This is a genomic window from Pseudomonas sp. CFBP13509 (assembly GCF_005233485.1).
Classification (GTDB): domain Bacteria; phylum Pseudomonadota; class Gammaproteobacteria; order Pseudomonadales; family Pseudomonadaceae; genus Aquipseudomonas; species Aquipseudomonas marginalis.
On record NZ_QGAA01000037.1, the window covers coordinates 1 to 22,675 of the forward strand.

Consider the following 22,675-nt stretch of genomic DNA (forward strand, 5'->3'; position numbering starts at 1 on the left):
GCGTAGCAGCTGTCGAGCCTTGGCGAGGCTGCGTTTGCGGCGCGTCTGACACACCGCCGACGCAGCCTCGCCAAGGCTCGACAGCTGCTACGCACGGGGCTCGGCTCAAGATGTGTAGATACCCATGCCCCGATGGCGGTGGATCAGTCAATTTATCTTTGACTGACACTCTGCCATCGGGGGCAAGCCTCTCCCACATGGGTTCTGTGTTGTTTGGTCAGGCGACTTTCTGCTCGCGTTCAGCAATCAGCTGCCGGGTGAGGGGGATCAACCGCTTGCCATAGTCGATCGCATCATTGAGCGGATCAAACCCACGGATCAGGAAGGTGGTGATACCGAGGTCGTAATAATCGACCAATGCCTCTGCCACCTGTTCGGCGGTCCCCACCAACGAGGTGGAGTTGCCCTGCGCCCCCAGCAACCCCGCAATCCCCGTCCACAGGCGCTTGTCCAGCCGCGAGCCCTGCGCCGCCGCCGCCAGCAACCGGCGCGAGCCTTCATTCGGCGGTTCACGCCGCACAAAGCCATTCTTCTCTGCCAACTCGGTGGCCTGTTGCAGGATGCTGTCGGCACGCGCCCACGCCAGTTCTTCGGTCTCGGCGAGGATCGGTCGCAGCGACAGGCTGAAGCGAATCGTACGCCCATGCCTGGCCGCTTCGGCGCGCACCTGGGTCACGATCTCGCGTACCTGCTCATAGGTTTCGCCCCACAGCGCGTACACATCGGCATGCTTGCCCGCCACTTCAATCGCGGCCTTGGAAGAGCCGCCAAAATACAGCGGGATATGCGGCTGCTGCGGCGACTTCACCGCGGAGTGCGCGCCTTCGACCTGGTAGTAGGTGCCGGCAAAGTCGAAGGGCTGATCGCTGGTCCATTCCTGGCGGACCACGCTCAGGTATTCATCGGTGCGCGCATAGCGTTCGTCCTTGCCGATATGGCTGCCATCGGCGCGCAGTTCGCGGTCGTCGCCGCCGGTGATGATATGCACGGCGGTGCGCCCGCCATTGAACACATCAAGGGTGGCGAACTGGCGGGCGGCCAGGGTGGGTTGGGCGAAGCCCGGACGGTGGGCGATCAGGAACTGCAGTTTTTTCGTCACGCTGGCGGCATGGGCGGCGATCAGCGTGCTGTCCGGGCTGTTGGAATGGAACGCCACCAGCGCGCGGTCGAAACCGGCGTCTTCGTGGGCGCGGGCCACGGTTTCCACGTAGTCCGGTTGCAGGGCAGGGCCGCTGCGTGGGTGGATCTCGGAAGCGTGGTGACCGCCGATATAGCCGATGAATTCAATGCTCATGGTCTGTCCTTGTCGAGTAGGGAGTGAGTACCTCCGCCGGGCAGGGGGTCGGTCATGCTCGTCCACGGTAGGGGCCGCGACAGCCTGTGTAAAATGCCGTTTGGTTCTAACCTAATTATTAAAATACAGAATCATATCTGTATGTAGTAATCAGTAAATTGCATTTTTCAGGTGTTGCTGACGCTAGATAACGTTGTGTTTTTTTTGGGCCTGAGGTCTGATGAGCGCCGAAAACGGCACCTCGAAGGTTAAGCAGTGATGCGGGCAGAACTTGCGCAATATGGCGGCATTACCGTCATGATTCCGGCCGCACTGATGATTGCTGTCTGGTTAAGGTATTCCACGCCGTGGGCATTGCGGGCCTGGATAATAACGCTGGGTATTACTTATTCGATCGTGGCGGCCAGCAAGTTGCTGTTTAAAGGTTGGGGCTTATCCTTCCAGCACTTGGATATTGCTGTAATAAGTGGCCATGCCATGAACACCTGTTTGATGGTCACGGTGGCAACGAGTTTGCTGGCCCGCCAGTTCAATCTGGCCTGGCGCTGGCCGGCGGCGTTGGTGGGGTTAGTGATAAGTATCGGGTTCAGTGCTTATTGTGTCGCGCCTTATATACATCCGCTGAATGAAGCCCTGGCCGGTGCCGCACTGGGTGCGACAGCGGCCAGTGTGTTCCTGTGGCGTATTGATGCCGCGCCCATCAAGGTATCCCCCGTGTTCATCGGCGGCGGGCTGGTGTTTTTGCTGGTCTGTGGGCTGGTGCCCAAGTACAACGCGGAGTGGCTGCTCAACCGCGTCGCAGTGACCCTCTCAGGTGCCGACCAGGCCCATCAGGAGCCTGCCTGGCGCCTGGAAACCGCGCACAGGAAGGCCGAGTAGGTCGCCAGGTCCAGCGCCAGGTTGCTTTCCACCATCAGCGCCAGCAGGGTGGTCTGCGCGTTGAACCGTTGCGCATTGCCACGGCGCCGCGCGCGTTTCATCTGCTGGAACAGCGCATGGGTGATCTGCTGGGGGGAGCTGCCACGCAACAGGTCCAGCCAATGGCCGATGGCCCGGGTGTTGCGCTGGTACTGCGCGCCCTGCACCGGTTCGGCAAACCCCTCGAACATCCCCGTCAGCCTGCGCAACGCATAGCCGCGTCTCAAGCCCGCCCACAGGCTCATGGCCGCTCCTCGGTGCCGCAGATATTGGCCAGCAGTTCGGCCGTCTTGACCTGCATGAACTGGCTGTCGCCGCGACTTTCCACGCACAGGCACACCGACAACGGGTCACTGACCTGCAACTTGAAGCGCCAGTCGGCGAACACCATGGAAAACCCGGCGCCGGACGCGTCGCTGTCCAGTGAGTTATCCGCATACAGCACCTGCAGGCGTTCGACGACATGGGTTGAATCATGCACTTCCACATGAATATTTCCCGAAGAAGGAAATAGGCCAATACGCTCTACCAATAACTTTGACGTGTTCATGGCCGTCCCCTGTCTGGTGCATTCAAATCGCACTTTATTATGGGGCGGTGCAAAAATACCGGAATGTTAGTTTTAGTCGGTCAATACCGGGATTGTTATTTTTTGTCTTGCGCGATAGATGGTCTCGGTTTGTAGGCTGTGGTCATAATTACTCGGTCGTTAGTTGCAGCTCATTAAATAAGGTCGTCCCTTTTGCCGAAGAATAAGTGTGCGGTGCGTGGGAGGTTGCCTTGTTCAAAAAGATATTGATTGTGTGCATCGGCAACATCTGCCGCAGCCCCACGGCGGAACACTTGCTGGGTGCTGCGCTTGCACCTTCCGGGATCCAGGTGAGTTCGGCGGGCCTGGCGGCCTTGCGTGACCATCCGCTGGAGCCCCTGGCCGGGCAGGTGCTGGCGGAGCACGGGCATGTGCCCCAGGTGCACAGGGCCCGGCAACTCGACGCCGGCGCCGTGAGTGAGGCCGACCTGATCCTGGTGATGGAACAACGGCACATCGACGGCGTGCTCGACCTCGCCCCCGAGGCACGGGGCAAGGTGTTCCTGTTGGGCAAGTGGCAGCACGATCGCGAGATCACCGACCCCTATCGCCAGGGCAAGCCCGCCTTTGTGCAGGCCTATGCCTTGATCGAACAGGCCGCACAGGCCTGGGCCCAGCGCCTGGCGCGCTGACGCTCCCTCTTTAAACGATTGCAAGGACGAAGACGCGATTTATGTATTCACCCCAGAACGCTTCCCCTGAAAGCCCTCACCGTGACGAGATCGATGTGCTCGGCATGCTCGGCAACCTGATCGATCACAAATGGCTGATCGCCGGGATCACCGGCACCTGCATGCTGATCGGTGCCGCCTACGCCATTCTGTCGGCGCCGGTGTTCCAGGCGAATGCGTTGATCCAGGTGGAGCCGAAGAAGAACGACATGCTCGGTTTCTCCGACGTCAGCAGCCTGCTGGGCAAGGAATCGCCGGCGGTGACCGAGATCGAGCTGATCAAGTCGCGCACCATCATTGGCAAGACCGTCGATACCCTGGCGTTGGACATCACTGTCACGCCGCAGCATTTTCCGTTGATCGGTGGCTTCCTCGCGCGGCGTTATGCGCCTGAACACAAGGGCGATATTGCGCCGCCGCTGTTCGGTTTCAGCCGCTGGTCGGCAGGGGGCGAGGCCCTGGTGCTGAGCCGCTTGAACCTGCCGACGGCGTTGCTCGGGACCACCCTGGTACTGGTGGCCGGCGAGGCCCAGGCCTACACGTTATTTGATGAGGACGGCGTCGAGATCGCCGCAGGAAGCGTCGGCGTGCCGTTTGCCGCCGAGGGCGTCGAGGTGCTGGTCAAGGAGCTGCGGGCCAATCCGGGCGCGCATTTCAAGATCGTGCGCAAGCCGCGCCTGGACGCGGTGGCCGACTACCAGGACCTGCTCACCGTGATCGAACGCGGCAAGGAGTCGGGCATCATCAGCCTGTCCCTGGAGAGCACGCGTCCGGGCCTGGCGGTGCGTACGCTGAATGAAATTTCCAACCTGTATGTGAAGCAGAACGTCGACCGTACCTCGGCCGAGGCGGCACAGAGCCTGTCGTTCCTCAATGACCAGTTGCCCCAGGTGCGGCGCGACCTGGAGAAGGCTGAGAACGCCTTGAACCGCTTCCAGACCCGCAGCAAATCCATCGACATCAGCCTCGAAGCCAAGGCCGTGCTCGACCAGGTGGTGGCCCTGGACACCGGCATCTCCGAACTCAAGCTGCAACAGGCCGAGATGGACCGCAAATTCACCCCCCAGCACCCGGCATATCGCGCCTTGATCGCCAAGCTGGCGGAACTTAATGCCAAGCAGGCGCAGATGACCAAGCGCGTCGAAGGCTTGCCCACGACCCAGCAGGAATTGCTCAGCCTGACCCGCGACGTGCAAGTGGGCACCGAGATCTACACCCAGTTGCTCAACCGCTCCCAGGAACTCGACGTGATGCGCGCCGGCACCGTGGGCAACGTGCGCCTGATCGACAGTGCCGACGTCAACCTGGCCAAGCCTGTGGCGCCGCGCAAGGTCATCGTGGTGCTGCTGGCGATGCTGCTCGGCGGCATGCTCTCGGTAGGCATCGTACTGGTACGCAGCCTGCTCAACCGTGGCCTGGAAAGCCCGGATGAGATCGAGAAACTCGGCCTGCCGGTGTACGCCTCGATCCCCTTCAGCCTGTTGCAAAAGGCCGAGGAAACCAACGCGGCCAAGGGGCGTTCCGGCGCGCCGTCGCTGCTGGCGGTCAATCACCCCCATGACCTGGTGATGGAAGCCATGCGCAGCCTGCGCACCAGCCTGCACTTCGCCATGCTCGAGGCCAGGAACAACCGCCTGATGATCACCGGCCCGAGCCCCGAGGTGGGCAAGACGTTTGTCTCGGCCAACCTGGCGGCGATTGTCGCGCAGTCGGGCCAGCGCGTGCTGTTGATCGATGCCGACATGCGCAAGGGCTACTTGCACAAGATGCTCGGCAAGGCGGTGGAGGCGGGGTTGTCCGACCTGCTCGCCAAGCGCTGTGATCTGCAGGAAGCGATTCACCCGACCGCCGTGGAGCGCTTCGATTTCATCGGCCGTGGGCAGATCCCGCCCAACCCGTCTGAACTGCTGATGCACCCCAACTTCGCCGCGTTGCTGGCCGAAGTCAGCGAGCGCTATGACCTGGTGATCATCGACACGCCGCCATTGCTGGCGGTGACCGACGCCGCGATTGTCGGGCGCCAGGCCGGCACCAGCCTGATGGTCACCCGTTTTGGCGTGAACTCGGCGAAGGAGATCGAGTTGACCCTGCGCCGCTTCCATCAGAACGGCATCGAGCTCAAGGGTGCGATCTTCAATGGTGTGGAAAAACGCCGGTCCGCCAGCTACGGCTATGGCGACTACGGCTACTACAGCTACGCCTATCAGTCCGACAAGGCCTGATGACCATGAGCAAAGTGCTTGAAATGCCGCGCTCGTTGTCGCGACGGTTTCGCCTCAACGTGCTGAGCTACGGCTACACCCAACTGGTGACGCTGGCGGCGCAACTGGTGCTGGTGCCGTTCTTCCTGCACGCCTGGGGCACCGGGCGCTATGCCGATTGGCTGGTGCTCACCGGCATTCCGTCGATGCTCAGCCTGCTGGACCTGGGGGTGGCCCAGGCGTCGGCCACCAGCGCCACGCTGCGTGCGAGCCAGGGCGATGTGCCGGGGGCGCGACGCAGTGTGCAGACCGCGCTGGCCTTTACCCTGGCGGTGGTGGCGCTGGTGCTGGTATTCGCCCTGACATTGGGCCAGTGGCTCGACTGGGTGTCACTGCTCGGGCTCAAGACCTTGACCGCCGAGCAAGCCGGCCTGGTGGTGTTGTTCATGTCCGGCTACCTGTGCACGCGCTTGCTGGGTGGGCCGATCGACGCCTGGTTTCGCACCATCGACAGAACCGTCGGCGGCGTCTTCATCATGGCCAACCGCAGGACCCTGGACATTGTGCTGTCCATCGTCGTACTGCTGCTGGGTGGCTCCGAACTGCAATTGGCCCAGGGCATGTTTTTCAGCCAGGTGCTGTTCCTGGTGCTGGTGACCCTGTTTGTGCGGCGGATTTCACCCTGGCCGCTGCTGGGGCTGGCGTCGGCGTCCTGGGCCGAGTTCCGTGGTATCTGGAAACCGGCGCTGGGCAGCGCGGCGATACCGCTGGCGCAGGCGATCACCCTGCAAGGCGGCCTGCAAGTGCTCAACCAGATCGCCGGCCCGGCGGTGGTGGTGGGTTACACCATGGCGCGCACCCTGATGCGCCTGATCATCCAGTTGGGCATCACCTGCAGCAACGCCCTGACCCCGGAGATCTCACGGCTGGCCGGGCGCGGCGAGTTCGAACAGGCACGACGCTTTACCCAGCGCGCCAGCTCCCTGGTACTGGGCCTGTGCCTGCTGGTGTATGTCGCCGGGATCTGGGCCGGGCCGCAGGTCATCCTGCTGTGGAGCCATGGCCTGGTGCAGGTCGATCGCCTGTCATTGGCGCTGATCGGCTCCCATACGATTTTGAATGTGGCCTGGTTCATCCTCGCGGCGATGCTGATTTCCACCAATCGCCACACCCTCACCTCAGTGATCTATGCCGTAAGCAGCGTGATGGCCTTGCTGCTGTGGCTGGCATGCAAGGAGCGCATCGATCCGCTGCTGGGCGCGTCGCTGTTGCTGTCGCTGCCGGAACTGGTGGTGTTGGTGTACCTGCGGGTGATTCGCGTGGGGGAGGTCGGCCCATGATGCTGTCCCAGGCGCGCCTGACCCTCTACCTGCCGCTGACGTTCTTCGCCTTGCCCCTGGCGCTGAGCAACAACCTCTCGCAACCCTTGGCGCTGCTGCTGTTGCTGCCGTTCGTGGTGTACGCGGCGCGTGGCTTTACCCGCGCGCTGCCATTGCTGGCGCTGGTGGTCGCGTCCAGTGTGTTGCAGGTATTGGTGAGCAGTGGGGCGAAGATCTCGCTGTACCAGTTCCTGCGTTCCGGCATTCCGTTTTTCTATTTTGTGCTGCTGCTGGCCGGGTACAGCTATGTGTTGGCCAATGTGGAAAAAATCGCGCTGGCCCATAGCGTCAACTACCGGCGCATCCTCGAACGCATCATCTACATCTTCGCCCTTGGCCAGTTGCTGCAGGTCAGCCTGTATGGCGTGGGCATCGACCTGACCAACGCCGCGTCCAAGTCCAGCGACGAAGTCGGGCGGATCATGTTGTTTCCCACCAGTTCGGCGGTGCTGCTGTTTTTCTATGCCTGTTGCCAGCGCAAGATCGGCTTGATGCTGATCCTCGCGGTCACGTTGCTGGCGGCCGGTTCCAAGACCATCCTCGCGGCGATGGCGGTGATGATCCTGTTGTCGGCGATTACCCAACGCAAGCTGAAGTCACTGTCGGTGCTGGTGGTGGCCATCGCTGCGCTGGGTACGCTGACGTTCTATGCCAGCCCCTTGGCGGTGTCGCGCTTTGCCACTTACCTGTTCGAGGAGAAGGGCGAGGACGTGACCCGTGCGTTCGAGATCGCGCATGCCAAGGAATCGTTTCTCGACAACCCCGCCACGGTGTTCCTGGGTAATGGCCTGGCCAAGCAATTGACCCCCGGCGTGCCCACCAATGACGAGCGCTGGTTCGAGAACTCCAAGTTCGATATCGAGAACGGCTACTGGGGCGTCATCGCCAAGCTGGGAGTGGTCGGCGTGGCGCTGTTTTGCCTGCTGTTCAGCGGTTTGCCGCGCAGCCCGGTATCCCTGGCCGTGGTGGCGATCCTGCTGATTTTCTCGTTCAAGACCAGCTACCAGTTCTTCACCACGTTCGATGGCAGCTACCTGCTGGTGTGGTCGATGTTCATCGGCCTGCTCAACAAGGCTGCGCCTGCACGCCAGGCGGTTTACCCCAATTACTTACTGAAACAGGCTGGATCATGAACGCACCTGCTAGCCCCATCAGGGCCGGGATACTGACGTACCACTTCAGCGAAAACTTCGGCGCGGTGCTGCAAGCCTATGCCTTGCAGCGCTGGTTGCAGCAACAGGGCTTGCAGGTAAGCCTGATCAACTACCACCCGGCCTACGTGGAGGATGGCAGCGAGATCCGCCAGCTGTTCAACCCGCGCCAGCTCAAGGCCAACCTCAAGGCCCTGTACCTCAAGGCCCTGGCGTTGAAAACCCGGGTGCTGGGGCCGAATGCCCAGTCGCGCCAGTTCCACGCGTTCAAGACGCGCTTCCTGAATATCCAGGCGCCGCGCTACGCCCACGCCCACCAGCTCAACCAGGCGGTGGCCGGCCAGCAGTTGCTGGTGGCCGGCAGTGACCAGATCTGGAACCCCTCGGGCCAGACCGGCCTCGACCCGGCGTACTTCCTGGCCTTCGACTGCGACAAGGCGATCCGGCGCATTTCCTACGCCGCGAGTTTCGGCAAGGAATACCTGGAGCCGCAGTACCACGCCGAAGCCGAGGGCCTGCTCAAGCAACTGTCGGCGATCAGTGTGCGCGAGGAGAGCGGGGTGAGCATCGTGCACCAGGTCTCGGGGCTGGCTGCCCACTGCGTGCCGGACCCGACGCTGCTGCACCGCGACTATTCGGCGCTGCTCGCCACGTCCACCCAGACCCGCACCGGCCACGTGTTCTGCTACGCACTGCGCACTGGCGTGGGCGTGCGCGAAGTGGCCCAGGCGCTGTCGCGGCAGGTGGCCGGGCCGATTGTCTCGCCGTATAACGCGCACCGGCGCTGGCGGCAGATCGGCGAGACCGTGCAGGTGGGCCCACAGGATTGGCTCAAGTTGCTCAAGGAGAGCGCCTACGTGGTGACCAACTCCTTCCATGCCACGGTGTTCGCGATCATTTTCGAGAAGCCGTTTATCGCCGTGGGGTTACCGGGCAACAAGGCCTCGCTGAACGCCCGTGTGCGCAACCTGCTGGAGAAGCTGGAGCTGTCGCAACGCTTCCTGCCGGCAGACGATGCCGACCAGGTGCACGCCTTGATCGCGGCGCCCATCGACTGGGTGGCGGTGCGGGCCCGGCGCCAGGCCCTGCAACAGGTGGGCGAGCGCTACCTGTTGGAACAACTGGCGGCGATCCGGCCATGAGCGACTTCGCGCAACTCAAGTACGTCGACACCCTGCCGCGCAGCAACAAGGCACGCCGGCTGTTGTGGGGCATGGTCTATCAGTTGCTGTTTCGTCCTACGCCGCGCTGGATGCTGCACAACTGGCGGCGTTGGTTGCTGCGCTGCTTTGGCGCCAAGGTCGGCGTGGGCTGCCGCATCGCGCCCACGTGCAGCATCTGGGCGCCGTGGAACCTGGAGATCGGCGACTACACCGCCATCGGCGATGGGGTCGATGTGTACGCCATGGCCAAAATCACGCTGGGCTCCAAAGTCACCATCAGCCAGCGCAGCTTCCTGTGCACCGGCAGCCACGACACCCGCAGCCTGCTGCGGCCCTTGGTGACTCGCGAGATCGTGATCAAGGACCACGTGTGGGTCGCCGCCGAGGCCTTTATCCACCCCGGTTGTGTGTTGGAGGAGGGTTGCGTGGTCGGCGCGCGGTCGGTGGTCACGGCCAGCCAGCCGGCCTGGATGATTTGCGTCGGTGCGCCGTGCCGCCCCCTCAAAACGAGAGACATCGCACTATGAAACAGGTGAAACCCATGATGGATAAGGCATGGAAGTTGATGTATTTCGTCAGCGAGTTCTTTCGCGACATGCTCACGTTTATTCGCCACAACGGTTACTCGCCGTTGGAAAGCCGCAACAAGAAGCTGTTCTACAAAATCCTCATCGAAACCCACACCGTGGAAAAGGGCCTGTCCCTCAAGGAACCCAAGCCGCTGTTCGGCAAGGACAAGATCAACGGCATCATCCATATGCTCAACGAATACGACCGCACGTATTCGGCGCTGCCGGTGGAGATGGCCCTCGGCGCGTTCCAGGGTTACCTCGAGCTGCACCGCACCCTCGGCATCAGCGACGACTTCGTGTTTTACCTGGATGCTTATGTGGAGCACCTCAAGCGCGACGGCACCGCCGGCAGCGGTGGTATCAAGCGTGCTGCGCCGTGGCTGGGCAATGGCGGGCTGGATGCCAAGGCGTTCCTGCAATCGCGCTCCAGTTGCCGCATGTTCCAGGCCGGCAAGATCGACAGTGGCCTGCTGACGTCCCTGGTGGAATTGGCGCAGTCGTCACCTTCGCAATGCAACCGGCAGTCGTCGCGGGTGCATGTGTATCAGGACCGCGCGGTGATCGCGCAGCTGCTGGAGCTGCAAGGCGGCTCGCGCGGGTTTGCGCAGTCGGTGGACAACCTGTTTGTGGTCACGTCCGAAGTCACCGCCTGGGGCGGCGCCGGGCAGCGCAACCAGCTTTACGTCGACGGTGCGTTGTTTTCCATGGGCCTGCTGCTGGCCTGCCACGCCAATGGCCTGGGCGCGTGCCCGCTGAACCTGGCGATCCTCAATTCGGTGGAAAAGAAGATCCGTGGCATCGGCGCCATCCCGGCCAGCGAGCGGTTGATCATGATGATCGCCGTGGGGCTGCCCCTGGAAAGCCACTTCCGGGCCGCGCGTTCACCGCGCCGGCTCACCACCGAAGTCCTGCAGATGCACGGTGGCTGATATGAAGCGCGAAACCGTCAGTGTGATCATCCTCACCTACAACGAAAGCCTGCATATCGCCAGGGCCATCGAGTCGGTACGGGCCTTCAGCGACGAAGTGCTGGTGGTCGATTCGTTTTCCACCGACGACACCTGCGACATCGCCCGGCGCCATGGCGCGCTGGTGGTGCAGCATGCCTTCGTCAACCAGGCCAAGCAGTTCCAGTGGGCGCTGGATCACCTGCCGATTACCGGCAACTGGACGATGCGCCTGGACGCCGACGAAATCATCGAGGCCGACCTTGCGGCCGCGATCAATACCCGGCTGCCGACCCTGGCCCGGGACATCACCGGCATCAACTTCAAGCGCAAGCATATCTTCATGGGGCGCTGGGTGCGCCATGGTGGCCGCTACCCGTTGAAGATGCTGCGGCTGTGGCGCACCGGCCAGGGGCGTATGGAGGACCGGTGGATGGACGAGCACATCTCGGTCGCCGAGGGCCGCACCATCACCCTCGACGGCGGTTTTGCCGACCATAACCTGCATGATTTGACCTTCTTCACCCACAAGCACAACCAGTACGCCACCCGCGAAGCGATTGAAGTGCTTAACGCGCGGCTGGGGCTGTTTGCGATACGCGATGAACTGCATGCCGGGCAGAGTTCGTTCCAGGCCAAGGCCAAGCGCCTGGTCAAGAACCGCGTGTACAACCGCGTGCCGTTCACCCTCAGTTCCACCGCGTATTTCCTGTGGCGCTACATCATCCAGCTGGGGTTTCTCGATGGCCGCAGCGGCCTGGTCTATCACCTGCTCCAGGGCTATTGGTACCGCTTTCTGGTGGGCGCCAAAGTGCTTGAACTGGAAACCGCGATTGCGCACTTAAACGATAAGGAAGCCATTGTCCGGGAACTCTCAAAGTTGACCGGCCATAACTTGAACCTGCCCACACCGAAGTAACTGAGCGTTTTTAACAAACACCCAAGTTTGGGTGTCGGCCTTCGCTCGCCTATCAATTGGGAGACAGACATGAATAAAGTCGCGCTTATTACCGGGATCACCGGTCAGGATGGCTCGTACCTGGCCGAGCTGCTGCTGGAAAAAGGCTATACCGTGCACGGCCTCAAGCGCCGTTCTTCGTCGTTCAATACCCAGCGCATCGATCATATTTACCAGGACCCGCAGGCCCTGCGTAAAAACCTGATCCTGCACTATGGCGACCTGGCGGATTCGTCGAACCTGACGCGTATCATCCAGCAGATCCAGCCCGACGAAATCTACAACCTCGGCGCCCAATCCCATGTGGCGGTGAGCTTCGATTCGCCAGAATACACCGCCGATGTGGATGCCCTTGGCACCTTGCGTATCCTCGAGGCGATCCGCCTGCTGGGCCTGGAAAAGAAGACCCGTTTCTACCAGGCCTCGACCTCCGAGCTGTACGGGCTGGTGCAGGAAACCCCGCAGAAGGAAACCACGCCGTTCTACCCGCGCTCGCCCTATGCGGTGGCCAAGCTGTACGCCTACTGGATCACCGTGAACTTCCGCGAAGCCTATGGGCTGTATGCGTGCAACGGCATCCTGTTCAACCACGAGTCGCCGCGTCGCGGTGAAACCTTCGTGACCCGCAAGATCACCCGCGCCCTGAGCAACATCGCCCTGGGCCTGGAACAGTGCCTGTACATGGGCAACATGGATGCACTGCGCGACTGGGGCCATGCCAAGGACTACGTGCGCATGCAGTGGATGATGCTGCAACAGGAACACCCCGAGGACTTTGTGATCGCCACCGGTGTGCAGTATTCGGTGCGCGACTTTATTCGCTGGTCGGCGGCGGAACTGGGGCTGCATCTGCGCTTTGTCGGCGAGGGCGTGGAAGAGGTGGCGGTGGTCGAGCGGATCGACGGCGACCTGGCGCCGGGCATCCTGGTGGGCGATGTGATTGTGCGCGTCGACCCGCGTTACTTCCGCCCGGCCGAAGTCGAGACGCTGTTGGGCGACCCGTCCAAGGCCAAGCACCTGCTCGGCTGGGTGCCGGAAATCAGCGCCCAGGAAATGTGCGCGGAGATGGTTCGCGAAGACCTCAAGGTCGCCCAGCGCCACGCTTTGTTGCGCCTGCACGGGCATGACGCACCGATTGCCGTGGAGAACTGAGCATGGCACGTGACTTTGATGCGCGAATCTTCGTGGCCGGCCATCGCGGCATGGTCGGCTCGGCCATCGTGCGGCGCCTGTGGGCCTTGGGCTACACACAGTTGCTTACGGCCGGCCGTGACGAGCTCGACCTACTCGACCCGGCGGCGGTGCAGGCGTACTTCGCCAGGCACCGTGTGGACCAGGTGTACCTGGCGGCCGCCAAGGTCGGCGGGATTCACGCCAACGCAACGTACCCGGCCGATTTCATCTACCAGAACCTGATGATCCAGGCCAACGTGATCCACGCCGCCCACAGCCATGGCGTGGAGAAGCTGTTGTTCCTCGGCTCGTCATGCATCTACCCGGTGCATGCCCCGCAACCGATGATCGAAGCGGTGTTGCTCGACGGCGCGCTGGAACCCACCAACGAACCCTACGCGGTGGCCAAGATCGCCGGGATCAAGCTGTGCGAAAGCTACAACCGCCAGCATGGCCGCGATTACCGCAGCGTGATGCCCACCAACCTGTACGGGCCGGGCGACAACTACCACCCGCAGAACAGCCATGTGATCGCCGCCTTGCTGCGGCGCTTCCATGAGGCGACGCAGCGTGGCGATGAGGAAGTGGTGATCTGGGGCAGTGGCAAACCACGGCGCGAGTTCCTGCATGTGGATGACATGGCGGCGGCCAGCGTGCATGTGATGGAGCTCAGCCAGGAACGCTACCGCGAGCAGACCCAGCCGATGCGTTCGCATTTGAACGTCGGTACCGGGGTGGATTGCACCATCGCCGAACTGGCCCAGGCGCTGGTGCGGGTCACCGGCTTCAAGGGGCAGTTGCGCTTCGACGCCAGCAAGCCCGACGGCGCACCGCGCAAGCTGCTGGATGTGAGCCGGATCAACGCCCTCGGCTGGGAAGCCTATGTGCCGCTGGAAGAGGGGCTGCGCGACGCCTACAACGCCTATCTCGCGGCCCTCGAACAGCCTCGGGGCCACTGATGAAGATCCTCCTGTACGGCATCAACTACAGCCCGGAGCTCACCGGCATCGGCAAGTACAGCGGTGAACAGGCGCGCTGGCTGGCAGGCCAGGGCCATGAGGTGCGAGTGGTGACGGCGCCGCCGTATTACCCGCAGTGGCAGGTGGGCGAGGGCTATTCGCCGTGGCGCTTTCGCACCGAGCAGGACGACGGCGTGACGGTGATTCGCTGCCCGCTGTATGTGCCACGCCAGCCCACGGCGTTGACGCGCCTGCTGCACCTGATGAGCTTTTCCGCCAGTTCGTTTTTGGCGGTCATGGGGCAGTGGCGCTGGAAACCGGACCTGGTGATCCTGGTGGTGCCCACGCTGTTTTGTGCGCCCCAGGCACTGTTGTTGGCCAAGCTCAGTGGCGCGCGCTCGGTGCTGCATATCCAGGATTACGAAGTGGACGCGATGTTCGGCCTCGGCATCGGTGGCGGCTCCCTTGTGCGGCGCCTGGCGTTTGGGCTTGAACGCTGGCTGTTGCGGCGTTTTGACCGGGTCTCGACGATTTCCAGCGGCATGCTCGACAAGGCCCGGGGCAAAGGCGTGAACGGCAAGCGCCTGCTGTTCTTTCCCAATTGGTCGGAAACCGCCCGCTTTCGCCAGGTGCCCCGCAGCCCCGGGCTGCTGCAGCGCCTGGGTGTGGCGCCAGGCCAAAGGGTGTTGTTGTACGCCGGCAATATCGGCGAGAAGCAGGGCCTGGAACTGATCCTTGACGTCGCCCAGGCCTATGCCGATCGCCCGGAGCTGGTGTTCCTGATCGTCGGCCAGGGCACCGGCAAGGCCCGCTTGTTCGAGCGTGTGCAGCGCGATGGCCTGCGCAACGTGCTGTTTGCGCCGTTGCAGCCCTACGAGGATTTGCCGGTGCTGCTGGCCTCGGCCGACGTGCACCTGGTGATCCAGAAGCGCGGGGTGGCGGACGCGGTGCTGCCTTCCAAGTTGACCAATATCCTGGCGGTGGGCGGCCACGCCATCATCACCGCCGACCCCGGCACCACCCTCGGCCGCCTGTGCGAGGAACACCCGGGCATTGCGGTGCTGGCTGAACCGGAGTCCGTCGCCGCGCTGAACATAGGGATCGAGCGGGCACTGGCATTGCCCGCGCGCAATGAGGTGGCGCTGAACTACGCCAAGGAGTTCCTCGACAAGGAACGTATTCTGCAACGCTTTATGGCACAGGTCTGATGGGTATGTGGCTTGATTTACCGACCTTCAATACGGTCGTGACATCGACGCCGCTGGTGGCGATCGACCTGGTGGTGAGAAACACCCGTGGCGAGGTCCTGCTGGGCCTGCGCGTCAATCGGCCGGCTTATGGTTTCTGGTTCGTGCCCGGCGGGCGTATCCAGAAAAACGAACACCTCGACAACGCCTTCCGGCGCATCACCCGCGACGAACTGGGACACCCGTTCGAGCGCGCCCAGGCGCGGCTGCTGGGGGTGTACGAGCACTTCTACGACGACAGCGTGTTCGCCAACGCCGGGGCCGGGCCGAACACCCATTATGTGGTGCTCGGCTATTGCCTGGACCTGGCGGAAGGCCAGACCCTTCAGCCGCCCACGGAGCAACACCAGCATTACCGCTGGTGGCCCGAGGACGAACTGCGCATCAGCCCGCGGGTGCATGAACACACTCGCGCCTATTTCTGACTCTCTCTCCCGAGGACGCTCTCATGTTGTTACCGGTGATCATGGCAGGCGGTTCGGGGTCGCGCCTGTGGCCGCTTTCGCGGCAACTGAACCCCAAGCAGTTCCTGCGCCTGACCGACGCGCACCTGTCGATGCTGCAGCAGACCATCACGCGGCTGGAAGGCGCCAACGTCGCGCTGCCGCAGTTGATCTGCAATGAGCAGCATCGCTTCCTGGTGGCCGAGCAATTGCGCCAGTTGGGCCTGGAACAGGCCAGCATCCTGTTGGAACCGGTGGGGCGCAACACGGCGCCGGCCATCGCGCTGGCGGCGTGCAAGGCGCTGGCCGAGCACCAGGACCCGATCCTGCTGGTGCTGGCGGCGGACCATTTGATCGAAGACGTCCCGGCGTTTCATGCCAGCCTGGAAGTGGCGCTGCCGCTGGCCCGCGACGGCAAGCTGGTGACCTTCGGTATCACGCCCACTTGCGCCCATACCGGCTACGGCTATATCGAACAAGGCGCGGCGGCGGGCGAGGGCGGTTATCGGGTCAAGCGCTTTGTCGAGAAGCCCGACGCCGTCACCGCTGCGGCGTATGTGGCCGACGGTGGGTATTACTGGAACAGCGGCATGTTCATGTTCCGCGCCAGTCGTTACCTGGAGGAGCTGGAACGCTTCCAGCCGGCTATCCTCGAGGCCTGTCGCGTGGCGCTGGAAGGCGGCAGCCAGGATCAACCCTTCACCCGCGTGCATGCCGCGACCTTTGCCGCGTGCCCGGACGACTCCATCGACTACGCGGTGATGGAAAACACTCATGACGCGGTGATGGTGCCGTTGCAGGCCGGCTGGAGTGATATCGGCTCGTGGTCGGCGTTGTGGGAGGCCAGCGAAAAAGATGCCAGCGGCAATGTGATACGCGGCGACGGGCTGAGCCTGGACACCCGTGACACCTACGTCCACGCCGACAGTCGGCTGGTGGCCACGGTAGGGGTGCAGGACCTGATCATTGTCGAGACCAAGGACGCGGTATTGGTGGCCCACAAGGACCAGGTGCAGCAGGTCAAGGCCATCGTCGACCTGCTCAAGCAGGCCGGGCGCCATGAGCATCTCAACCACCGCGAGGTGTATCGGCCGTGGGGCATGTACGACTCGGTGGACAACGGCCAGCGCTATCAGGTCAAGCGCATCACGGTGAAACCGGGCGCCAAGTTGTCGGTGCAGATGCACCACCATCGCGCCGAGCACTGGATCGTGGTCAGCGGTACGGCGCGGGTGACCAATGGCGAACAGACTTACCTGGTGTCGGAAAACCAGTCGACCTATATCCCCATCGGCCAGGTGCACGCCCTGGAAAACCCGGGGGTGATTCCGCTGGAGTTGATCGAAGTGCAGTCGGGCTCTTATCTGGGCGAGGACGATATTGTGCGCTTCGAAGACAAGTACGGCAGGGCCTGAGGTTTTCCGACAATTAATAACGTTTTTAATAACTTCGCCGGGCGCAATGCATTGAAGGCCGGGGCTTGCCGGGAAAACGTTATTTTCAACTAGGTCGGTTGAATATTATCTGTCTGGTGTGCTGTTTAGTTGAATGGCACTATCGGTTTGCCTGCTCACTGATGATAAGGAGTCTGAAATGAGAAAATCACTGGCTATTCTGGTACTCAGTGTCTTGAGTACTTCGGCGATGGCCGACGAGTTACCGTTGGGGCTTGATACCACAGTGGCCGGAACCGTTACGGTGGGGCAAACGTTGTTGGTCGGCACTGCCCTGGTTGCCGGTGTTGCCGCTGTTTCCAACAGCGGCGGCAGCTCCAATGGCGGCACCACCACGGGTACTACCGGCACCACCGGCACTACGGGTACCAGCAACTAGTCGTACACCTTCCGCTTTTAAGACCGCTTGGAATCCCCGCCCAAGTGGTCTTTTTTTCTTGTCGTCTATCGCGAGTGTCCTAGCACTATGATGCGTATTTTTTCTATTGCAGCCGTGGCCGCTGCATTATTGCAAGGCTGCATGTTTTCCCCGGGTCAATATATGGATACGGCCGCCCTGACCGAAGAGGGCGGGCCTGAAAACAGTCGCGTGGATTTAATTCCGATTACGCCAAAGTTATTGGCCATGGACGCGGCAAGTCATGTGCCTTATTCCATTCCAGCAGAACTCTTGAGTTATAAACCCGGGCCGTATTTGATCGGCGCCAATGACGCGCTGTATATCACGGTGTGGGATCACCCTGAACTCACCGCGCCGTCCGGCCCGCAGCAGCAGATCGATGCCAACGGTCGCTTGGTCAGCCCCGAGGGCAACCTGTTTTATCCCTACGTCGGCGAGGTGGTTGCCAAGGGTCGCAGCATTGAAGCGCTGCGCAGCGAGATCACCGACAAGCTGCGCCAGTACATCGACAGCCCCCAGGTGGATGTCAGCGTGTTGCGTTTTGCCAGCCAGAAAGTGGTGATCAGCGGCGCGGTGATCAAGGCCGGGCCGGTGCCCCTCACCACGATTGCGATGAACGTCAGCGAGGCCCTCGGCGCCGCCGGGATCGACCCGATCAACGCCGACCTGTCGAACCTCACCCTCACCCGTGGCGGCAAGCGCTACACCCTGGACCTCGACACGCTCAACCTTGAGCAGTCGCGCCTGAATGACATCTATCTCAAGGACGGCGACCAGCTGTACCTGGCCTACAACGATCGCAAGCGCATCTACGTGATGGGCGAGGTGATGCAACCCCGCGCGCTGAGTTTCAAGACCCGCAGCATGAACCTCTCCGACGTGCTGGGTTCAGTGGGCGGGGTCAACCAGAACACCTCCAACGCCGATGCCATCTACGTGATTCGCGGCGCGCAGAACATCGATGTGGAACCGGCCAAGGTGTTCCAGCTGGAAGCCGGCTCTCCCTCGGCCATGGCCCTGGCCACGCGTTTTGATGTGCAGCCCCAGGACGTGGTGTTTGTCGGCCCGGCGAATATCACGCGCTGGAACCGCTTTATCAGCCAACTGGTGCCGTCCGCGTCGATCATCGGCATTGGTGCATCCACCCAGAACAACCTGAGCGAAGCCAGCAGCCGATAGGGTGGTACCTGCGTGAACAATCTGAAAATCGGTACGTACGCAGGGTTGGCGTGGCTGTTGGCTGGCTGCAATCCGCTGATGCAGGCCTCGCTGGATACCTTCAAGGCTGCCGTCGGCGGCCCGCCGCCGTTGGTGTTGAGCCAGGCCCAGGTGGATGCGGTGCCGTTCCCCCAGATCAAGGTCACCACGGTGTCCGGCGCTGGGGTGATGGCGTTGATTCGACAGCGTGACGACCTGCAGTTCTGGGTGGCGTCCGGCAAACAGGTGCTGCTGCTGCGCGATGGTCTGGTGGTGCGCACGGTGGGCCTGGGCACTGACCTGGATGGCACGCGCTGGCAGGGCCAGTCACCGTTCCAGCAAGGGTTGCATCGTGTCCCGGACGGCTATCGCAGCACGCGCCAGATCGACGTGGTGAACGGCTATCGCCTGGGCATTACGGTCAACAGCCGCATGACGCGCCAGGGACTGGAGAGCGTCGAGATTCTCGACAAATCCTATGCCTTGCTGCGGGTGGATGAAGACATCGAGGCCCCCGGCTTTCACGCGCGTAACCGTTACTGGGTCGACCCCGGCGACGGTTTTATCGTGCAGAGCGAGCAGCACCTGACGCCCGACCTGACGCTCACCATTACCCAACTGCAACCGACTCGCAAGGATGCCCCATGATGCTGCGAAAATTGGCCGCGCTGGTGCTGTTGTGCAGTGGCGCCAGTGTGTCCCAGGCGGCGATGACCGTCAGCGGCGAGGTGCGCAATCCGGGGCCGATCCCCTTGGCGCCCGAGGCGCGCTTGCTGGATGTGATCACGGCGTCGCAACCGGATGCCCAGGGCTATTGGCTCGGTGCGGCCTGGCTGCGCCAACCCTTGCTGGCACAGCAGGCACGGCTCAAGGCCGGTGTGCTGTTTGACCTGCAAACCCTGCAGCGTGCGGCGTTGGCGGCCGGTCGCGAAGGTCGCGCGCATGCGGCGGCTCGGCTCTATCAACAGGTGCAGGCCTTGCCGGTGACCGGCCGCCAACAGGCGATGCTGGATCCGGTGGCGGTGGAAGTCGGCTTTGCGCCGAACCCGCTGGTCAGTGAGGGCGACAGCCTGGTTTATCCGCCGAGGCCGGACAGCGTGCGTGTCGTGGGTGCCGTCGCCGTGGCCTGCACGTTGGCATTCCGGCCGATGCAGCGGCCCCTCGATTACCTCCACGCCTGTCCGGCCCTGGCGGAAGCGGACCGCGATTACCTGTGGCTGATCCAGCCCGACGGCCATGTCACCCGCCTGGGTATCGCGGCATGGAATCGCGAGGAGGGCACGCCTCCCGCGCCGGGCAGCACGTTGCTGGTGCCGATCCGCAGCGACGACCTGGACCCGCTCACCCCCGAACTCAATCAGCAACTGGCCGAGTTTCTTGCCACCCAACCCCTGGCCGAGGTCACGCCTTGAAATTATGTATTGCAGCCGTGCTGCTGGTGCCCTGTGGCGTCGCCCATGGCGATCCCCGTTACACCCAAAGCGATTTCGGTGGCGTCGGGCTGCTGCAAACCCCCACCGCCCGCATGGCGCCCGCCGGCGAACTCAGCGTGAATGCCAACCGCACCGAACCCTACAGCCGCTACAGTTTTTCGGCGCAACCCCTGGACTGGCTGGAGGGCACCTTTCGCTACACCGCGATCACCAACCGCCCCTATGGCGCCGAGTCCTTCAGCGGCGGCCAGAGCTATAAGGACAAGGCCGTCGACGCCAAAGTGCGTCTGTATCAGGAAAGCCACTGGCTGCCCGAGGTGGCGCTGGGGTTCATGGACCTGGGTGGCACCGGGTTGTTTTCCAGCGAGTACCTGGTGGCCAACAAGCGCTACGGTGATGTGGATTTCAGTGCCGGCATCGCCTGGGGGTACCTGGGCAGTCGCGGTGATTTCGGCAACCCGTTGGGCGCCTTGGATGATCGTTTCAACCAGCGGCCCACCGCCGAAGGCTCCGGCAGTTTTTCCAACGGCTACTTTCGCGGCCGGCCCGCGTTGTTCTGCGGGATTGCCTATCAGACACCCTGGGCACCGCTGAGCCTCAAGCTGGAATACGAGGGCAACGACTATCAGAACGAACCCCGCGACAACAACCAGCGCCAGGACTCGCCCATCAACCTGGGCCTGGTCTACAAGCTGGCCGACTCCATCGATGTGAGTGCCGCCTGGGAACGTGGCAACACCGCCATGTTCGGCATCACCCTGCACACCAATTTCGTCAGCCGCAAGGCCCCGGTAAAAACCTACGACCCGCCGGCCCCCAAGTTGCCTGCCAAGGCCCCTACCACGCCGATGGACCAGGTGGATTGGGCCGCCGTCTCCCGGCGCCTGCACGATAATGCCGGCTACAACGTGCAGCGCATTACCCAGCGCGGGCCGGAGTTGTTGGTGTACGGCGAACAGCAGCGCTATTTCTACAGCGCCAAGGCGGTGGGCCGCGCCAGTCGGATTCTGGATGGCAGCGTGAATGACCAGATCGATTGGTTCACCCTGGTGAGCGAGCGTTATGCGTTGCCGATCGAAGAAACCAGCGTGCCGCGCGAGACCTTTCGCGAGGTGGTCAACCACCGCGAGGACCTGCAGAACCTGCATCGCCAGGTCGAGGTCAATCGTGCCAGCAACCGCAGCCAGACAGTGCTGTACACCCAGCCGCCCAAACCCTTCACCTATGGGGTGGGGCTGGGCTACAAGCAGAACGTCGGCGGGCCGGATGGCTTGCTCTACCAGGTGTCCGCCGACCTCGACGGCGAGTATCGTTTCACCCGCAATACCTGGTGGAGCGGCCTGCTCAGCGTCAACCTGCTGAACAACTACGACGGGTTTACCTACGATGCGCCCAGTGGCTTGCCCCGGGTGCGGACCGACCTGCGCCGGTACATGACCACCTCCGATGTGACCCTGCCGACCTTCCAGCTCAACCATGCGCAGCAGTTGGACCAGGACCTCTACGGTATGGTCTACGGTGGTTTGCTGGAGTCGATGTACGCCGGTGTCGGCAGTGAAGTGCTGTACCGCCCGATGGGCCAACGCTGGGCATTGGGGGCCGACCTGAACTACGTGCGTCAGCGTGGTTTCGAGCAGGATTTCAGCTTGCGCGATTACCGCACCCTCACCGGACATATCACCGGCTACACCGATCTGCCGTTCAACATTCAGGGCGCCTTGAGTGTCGGCCGCTACCTGGCCAGGGACTGGGGCGCGACCCTGGACCTGTCGCGGGAATTCAACAATGGCGTGCGGATTGGCGCGTGGATCACCCGCACCACTGCATCCAGCGCAGAGTACGGCGAAGGCAGCTTCGACAAAGGCCTGTACCTGTCCATTCCGTTCGATGAGTTGATGAGCCTGTCGACGATGCGGCGCGCCAACCTGGTATGGGCGCCACTGACCCGCGATGGCGGCGCACGCTTGAACCGCGCCTACTCACTGCATTCGATGACCGATGGGCGCGACAGTGAGCTGTTCTACAAGAACATCGACAAGATCACCGAATAAATGCACCCACACAGATACTGTCTCATCCAACACCGTTCAAATCCGTAGCAGCTGCCGAGCCGCGGCGAGGCTGCGTTTACGGCCTGCCAGGCACACCGCTGACGCAGCCTCGCTTGCGCTCGGCAGCTGCTACGGGGGTGAGGTGGTGATGGGGGTTGGCACTCGTAGCAGCTGCCGAGCCGCGGCGGGGCTGCGTTTACGGCCTGCCAGGCACACCGCTGACGCAGCCTCGGTTGCGCTACGTGGGTGAGGTGGTGATGGGGATTGGCACTCGTAGCAGCTGTCGAGCCCCGGCGAGGCTGCGTTTACGGCCTGCCAGGCACACCGCTGACGCAGCCTTGCTTGCGCTACGGGGGTGAGGTGGTGATGGGGATTGGCATTCGTAGCAGCTGCCGAGCCGCGGCGAGGCTGCGTTTACGGCCTGCCAGGCACACCGCTGACGCAGCCTCGCTTGCGCTCGGCAGCTGCTACGCAG

General features: G+C 62.7%; 22 protein-coding genes. 19 read left to right on the forward strand and 3 right to left on the reverse strand.

What is annotated here, in order from left to right; genetic code table 11:
• Positions 1-217: 217 nt before the first annotated feature.
• Positions 218-1,294, reverse strand: coding sequence for an LLM class flavin-dependent oxidoreductase (locus tag PspCFBP13509_RS30790; protein ID WP_065925153.1), 1,077 nt, complete (start codon positions 1,292-1,294; stop codon positions 218-220).
• Positions 1,295-1,552: 258 nt separating this feature from the next.
• On the opposite strand from PspCFBP13509_RS30790, the gene PspCFBP13509_RS30795 reads away from it, so the two are divergent.
• Positions 1,553-2,173, forward strand: a complete 621-nt coding sequence (locus tag PspCFBP13509_RS30795) for a hypothetical protein (RefSeq protein WP_428977862.1) — start codon at positions 1,553-1,555, stop codon at positions 2,171-2,173.
• On the opposite strand, the gene PspCFBP13509_RS30800 is transcribed toward PspCFBP13509_RS30795, so the two are convergent.
• Positions 2,125-2,457: a hypothetical protein gene (locus PspCFBP13509_RS30800; protein ID WP_065925155.1), complete on the reverse strand. Its 333-nt coding sequence runs from the start codon at positions 2,455-2,457 to the stop codon at positions 2,125-2,127. The two genes, PspCFBP13509_RS30795 and PspCFBP13509_RS30800, sit on opposite strands and share 49 nt — an antisense overlap.
• The gene (locus PspCFBP13509_RS31910; RefSeq protein WP_235865593.1) at positions 2,454-2,762 is read right to left on the reverse strand and encodes a phosphomannomutase; all 309 of its coding nucleotides are present in this window, start codon (positions 2,760-2,762) and stop codon (positions 2,454-2,456) included. Before PspCFBP13509_RS31910 ends, PspCFBP13509_RS30800 begins: the two co-directional genes overlap by 4 nt.
• A 230-nt stretch (positions 2,763-2,992) precedes the next feature.
• Between PspCFBP13509_RS31910 and PspCFBP13509_RS30810 the strand changes: the two genes are divergently transcribed.
• The 18 genes from PspCFBP13509_RS30810 to PspCFBP13509_RS30895 all read left to right on the forward strand — a co-directional run bounded on the left by PspCFBP13509_RS30810 (position 2,993) and on the right by PspCFBP13509_RS30895 (position 22,200).
• Positions 2,993-3,433: a low molecular weight protein-tyrosine-phosphatase gene (locus PspCFBP13509_RS30810; RefSeq protein ID WP_065925156.1), complete on the forward strand. Its 441-nt coding sequence runs from the start codon at positions 2,993-2,995 to the stop codon at positions 3,431-3,433.
• A 41-nt stretch (positions 3,434-3,474) separates the two neighbouring features.
• Entirely contained in the window at positions 3,475-5,694 is a 2,220-nt protein-coding gene (locus tag PspCFBP13509_RS30815; protein ID WP_137213155.1) for a polysaccharide biosynthesis tyrosine autokinase, read from the forward strand.
• A 5-nt stretch (positions 5,695-5,699) separates the two neighbouring features.
• On the forward strand, positions 5,700-7,013 hold the full coding sequence (locus PspCFBP13509_RS30820; protein ID WP_065925158.1) for a lipopolysaccharide biosynthesis protein: 1,314 nt from the start codon (positions 5,700-5,702) through the stop codon (positions 7,011-7,013).
• Positions 7,010-8,185, forward strand: a complete 1,176-nt coding sequence (locus PspCFBP13509_RS30825; protein ID WP_137213156.1) for an O-antigen ligase family protein — start codon at positions 7,010-7,012, stop codon at positions 8,183-8,185. Before PspCFBP13509_RS30820 ends, PspCFBP13509_RS30825 begins: the two co-directional genes overlap by 4 nt.
• On the forward strand, positions 8,182-9,345 hold the full coding sequence (locus PspCFBP13509_RS30830; RefSeq protein WP_074847029.1) for a polysaccharide pyruvyl transferase family protein: 1,164 nt from the start codon (positions 8,182-8,184) through the stop codon (positions 9,343-9,345). Before PspCFBP13509_RS30825 ends, PspCFBP13509_RS30830 begins: the two co-directional genes overlap by 4 nt.
• The gene (locus tag PspCFBP13509_RS30835) at positions 9,342-9,893 is read left to right on the forward strand and encodes an acetyltransferase (protein ID WP_065925161.1); all 552 of its coding nucleotides are present in this window, start codon (positions 9,342-9,344) and stop codon (positions 9,891-9,893) included. Before PspCFBP13509_RS30830 ends, PspCFBP13509_RS30835 begins: the two co-directional genes overlap by 4 nt.
• Positions 9,894-9,907: 14 nt before the next feature.
• Complete coding sequence (locus PspCFBP13509_RS30840; RefSeq protein WP_159440249.1) at positions 9,908-10,867, forward strand: nitroreductase family protein; 960 nt, start codon at positions 9,908-9,910, stop codon at positions 10,865-10,867.
• Position 10,868: 1 nt separating this feature from the next.
• Complete coding sequence (locus PspCFBP13509_RS30845) at positions 10,869-11,804, forward strand: glycosyltransferase family 2 protein (RefSeq protein WP_027608682.1); 936 nt, start codon at positions 10,869-10,871, stop codon at positions 11,802-11,804.
• Positions 11,805-11,873: 69 nt separating this feature from the next.
• Positions 11,874-12,995 carry a GDP-mannose 4,6-dehydratase gene (gene gmd, locus PspCFBP13509_RS30850; protein ID WP_137213157.1) on the forward strand — a complete coding sequence of 374 codons (1,122 nt, stop codon included), beginning with the start codon at positions 11,874-11,876 and terminating at the stop codon, positions 12,993-12,995.
• 2 nt (positions 12,996-12,997) lie between these two features.
• The gene (gene fcl, locus PspCFBP13509_RS30855; RefSeq protein WP_065925164.1) at positions 12,998-13,975 is read left to right on the forward strand and encodes a GDP-L-fucose synthase; all 978 of its coding nucleotides are present in this window, start codon (positions 12,998-13,000) and stop codon (positions 13,973-13,975) included.
• Positions 13,975-15,183 (forward strand): glycosyltransferase WbuB, encoded by a 1,209-nt coding sequence (locus tag PspCFBP13509_RS30860; protein ID WP_137213158.1) that lies wholly within the window; start codon positions 13,975-13,977, stop codon positions 15,181-15,183. Before fcl ends, PspCFBP13509_RS30860 begins: the two co-directional genes overlap by 1 nt.
• 5 nt (positions 15,184-15,188) lie before the next feature.
• The gene (locus PspCFBP13509_RS30865; RefSeq protein WP_137213159.1) at positions 15,189-15,647 is read left to right on the forward strand and encodes a GDP-mannose mannosyl hydrolase; all 459 of its coding nucleotides are present in this window, start codon (positions 15,189-15,191) and stop codon (positions 15,645-15,647) included.
• 23 nt (positions 15,648-15,670) lie between these two features.
• On the forward strand, positions 15,671-17,080 hold the full coding sequence (locus PspCFBP13509_RS30870) for a mannose-1-phosphate guanylyltransferase/mannose-6-phosphate isomerase (RefSeq protein WP_065925166.1): 1,410 nt from the start codon (positions 15,671-15,673) through the stop codon (positions 17,078-17,080).
• Positions 17,081-17,258: 178 nt separating this feature from the next.
• Complete coding sequence (locus tag PspCFBP13509_RS30875) at positions 17,259-17,498, forward strand: hypothetical protein (protein ID WP_027608676.1); 240 nt, start codon at positions 17,259-17,261, stop codon at positions 17,496-17,498.
• Positions 17,499-17,585: 87 nt separating this feature from the next.
• Positions 17,586-18,698: a polysaccharide biosynthesis/export family protein gene (locus PspCFBP13509_RS30880; RefSeq protein WP_065925167.1), complete on the forward strand. Its 1,113-nt coding sequence runs from the start codon at positions 17,586-17,588 to the stop codon at positions 18,696-18,698.
• 12 nt (positions 18,699-18,710) lie between these two features.
• Positions 18,711-19,364 (forward strand): YjbF family lipoprotein, encoded by a 654-nt coding sequence (locus tag PspCFBP13509_RS30885; protein WP_446730754.1) that lies wholly within the window; start codon positions 18,711-18,713, stop codon positions 19,362-19,364.
• On the forward strand, positions 19,361-20,128 hold the full coding sequence (locus PspCFBP13509_RS30890; protein ID WP_137213160.1) for a capsule biosynthesis GfcC family protein: 768 nt from the start codon (positions 19,361-19,363) through the stop codon (positions 20,126-20,128). Before PspCFBP13509_RS30885 ends, PspCFBP13509_RS30890 begins: the two co-directional genes overlap by 4 nt.
• Positions 20,125-22,200, forward strand: coding sequence for a YjbH domain-containing protein (locus tag PspCFBP13509_RS30895; RefSeq protein ID WP_137213161.1), 2,076 nt, complete (start codon positions 20,125-20,127; stop codon positions 22,198-22,200). The genes PspCFBP13509_RS30890 and PspCFBP13509_RS30895 overlap by 4 nt, the downstream gene beginning before the upstream one ends.
• The last annotated feature ends 475 nt before the right edge of the window (positions 22,201-22,675 follow it).

Bases quoted from the DNA above. Each gene is read 5' to 3' on its own strand.
- PspCFBP13509_RS30790 (WP_065925153.1), bottom strand. From the start codon at position 1,294: ATGAGCATTGAATTCATCGGCTATATCGGCGGTCACCACGCTTCCGAG.
- PspCFBP13509_RS30795 (WP_428977862.1), top strand. From the start codon at position 1,553: ATGCGGGCAGAACTTGCGCAATATGGCGGCATTACCGTCATGATTCCG.
- PspCFBP13509_RS30800 (WP_065925155.1), bottom strand. From the start codon at position 2,457: ATGAGCCTGTGGGCGGGCTTGAGACGCGGCTATGCGTTGCGCAGGCTG.
- PspCFBP13509_RS31910 (WP_235865593.1), bottom strand. From the start codon at position 2,762: ATGAACACGTCAAAGTTATTGGTAGAGCGTATTGGCCTATTTCCTTCT.
- PspCFBP13509_RS30815 (WP_137213155.1), top strand. From the start codon at position 3,475: ATGTATTCACCCCAGAACGCTTCCCCTGAAAGCCCTCACCGTGACGAG.
- PspCFBP13509_RS30820 (WP_065925158.1), top strand. From the start codon at position 5,700: ATGAGCAAAGTGCTTGAAATGCCGCGCTCGTTGTCGCGACGGTTTCGC.
- PspCFBP13509_RS30825 (WP_137213156.1), top strand. From the start codon at position 7,010: ATGATGCTGTCCCAGGCGCGCCTGACCCTCTACCTGCCGCTGACGTTC.
- PspCFBP13509_RS30830 (WP_074847029.1), top strand. From the start codon at position 8,182: ATGAACGCACCTGCTAGCCCCATCAGGGCCGGGATACTGACGTACCAC.
- PspCFBP13509_RS30835 (WP_065925161.1), top strand. From the start codon at position 9,342: ATGAGCGACTTCGCGCAACTCAAGTACGTCGACACCCTGCCGCGCAGC.
- PspCFBP13509_RS30840 (WP_159440249.1), top strand. From the start codon at position 9,908: ATGATGGATAAGGCATGGAAGTTGATGTATTTCGTCAGCGAGTTCTTT.
- PspCFBP13509_RS30845 (WP_027608682.1), top strand. From the start codon at position 10,869: ATGAAGCGCGAAACCGTCAGTGTGATCATCCTCACCTACAACGAAAGC.
- gmd (WP_137213157.1), top strand. From the start codon at position 11,874: ATGAATAAAGTCGCGCTTATTACCGGGATCACCGGTCAGGATGGCTCG.
- fcl (WP_065925164.1), top strand. From the start codon at position 12,998: ATGGCACGTGACTTTGATGCGCGAATCTTCGTGGCCGGCCATCGCGGC.
- PspCFBP13509_RS30860 (WP_137213158.1), top strand. From the start codon at position 13,975: ATGAAGATCCTCCTGTACGGCATCAACTACAGCCCGGAGCTCACCGGC.
- PspCFBP13509_RS30865 (WP_137213159.1), top strand. From the start codon at position 15,189: ATGTGGCTTGATTTACCGACCTTCAATACGGTCGTGACATCGACGCCG.
- PspCFBP13509_RS30870 (WP_065925166.1), top strand. From the start codon at position 15,671: ATGTTGTTACCGGTGATCATGGCAGGCGGTTCGGGGTCGCGCCTGTGG.
- PspCFBP13509_RS30875 (WP_027608676.1), top strand. From the start codon at position 17,259: ATGAGAAAATCACTGGCTATTCTGGTACTCAGTGTCTTGAGTACTTCG.
- PspCFBP13509_RS30880 (WP_065925167.1), top strand. From the start codon at position 17,586: ATGATGCGTATTTTTTCTATTGCAGCCGTGGCCGCTGCATTATTGCAA.
- PspCFBP13509_RS30890 (WP_137213160.1), top strand. From the start codon at position 19,361: ATGATGCTGCGAAAATTGGCCGCGCTGGTGCTGTTGTGCAGTGGCGCC.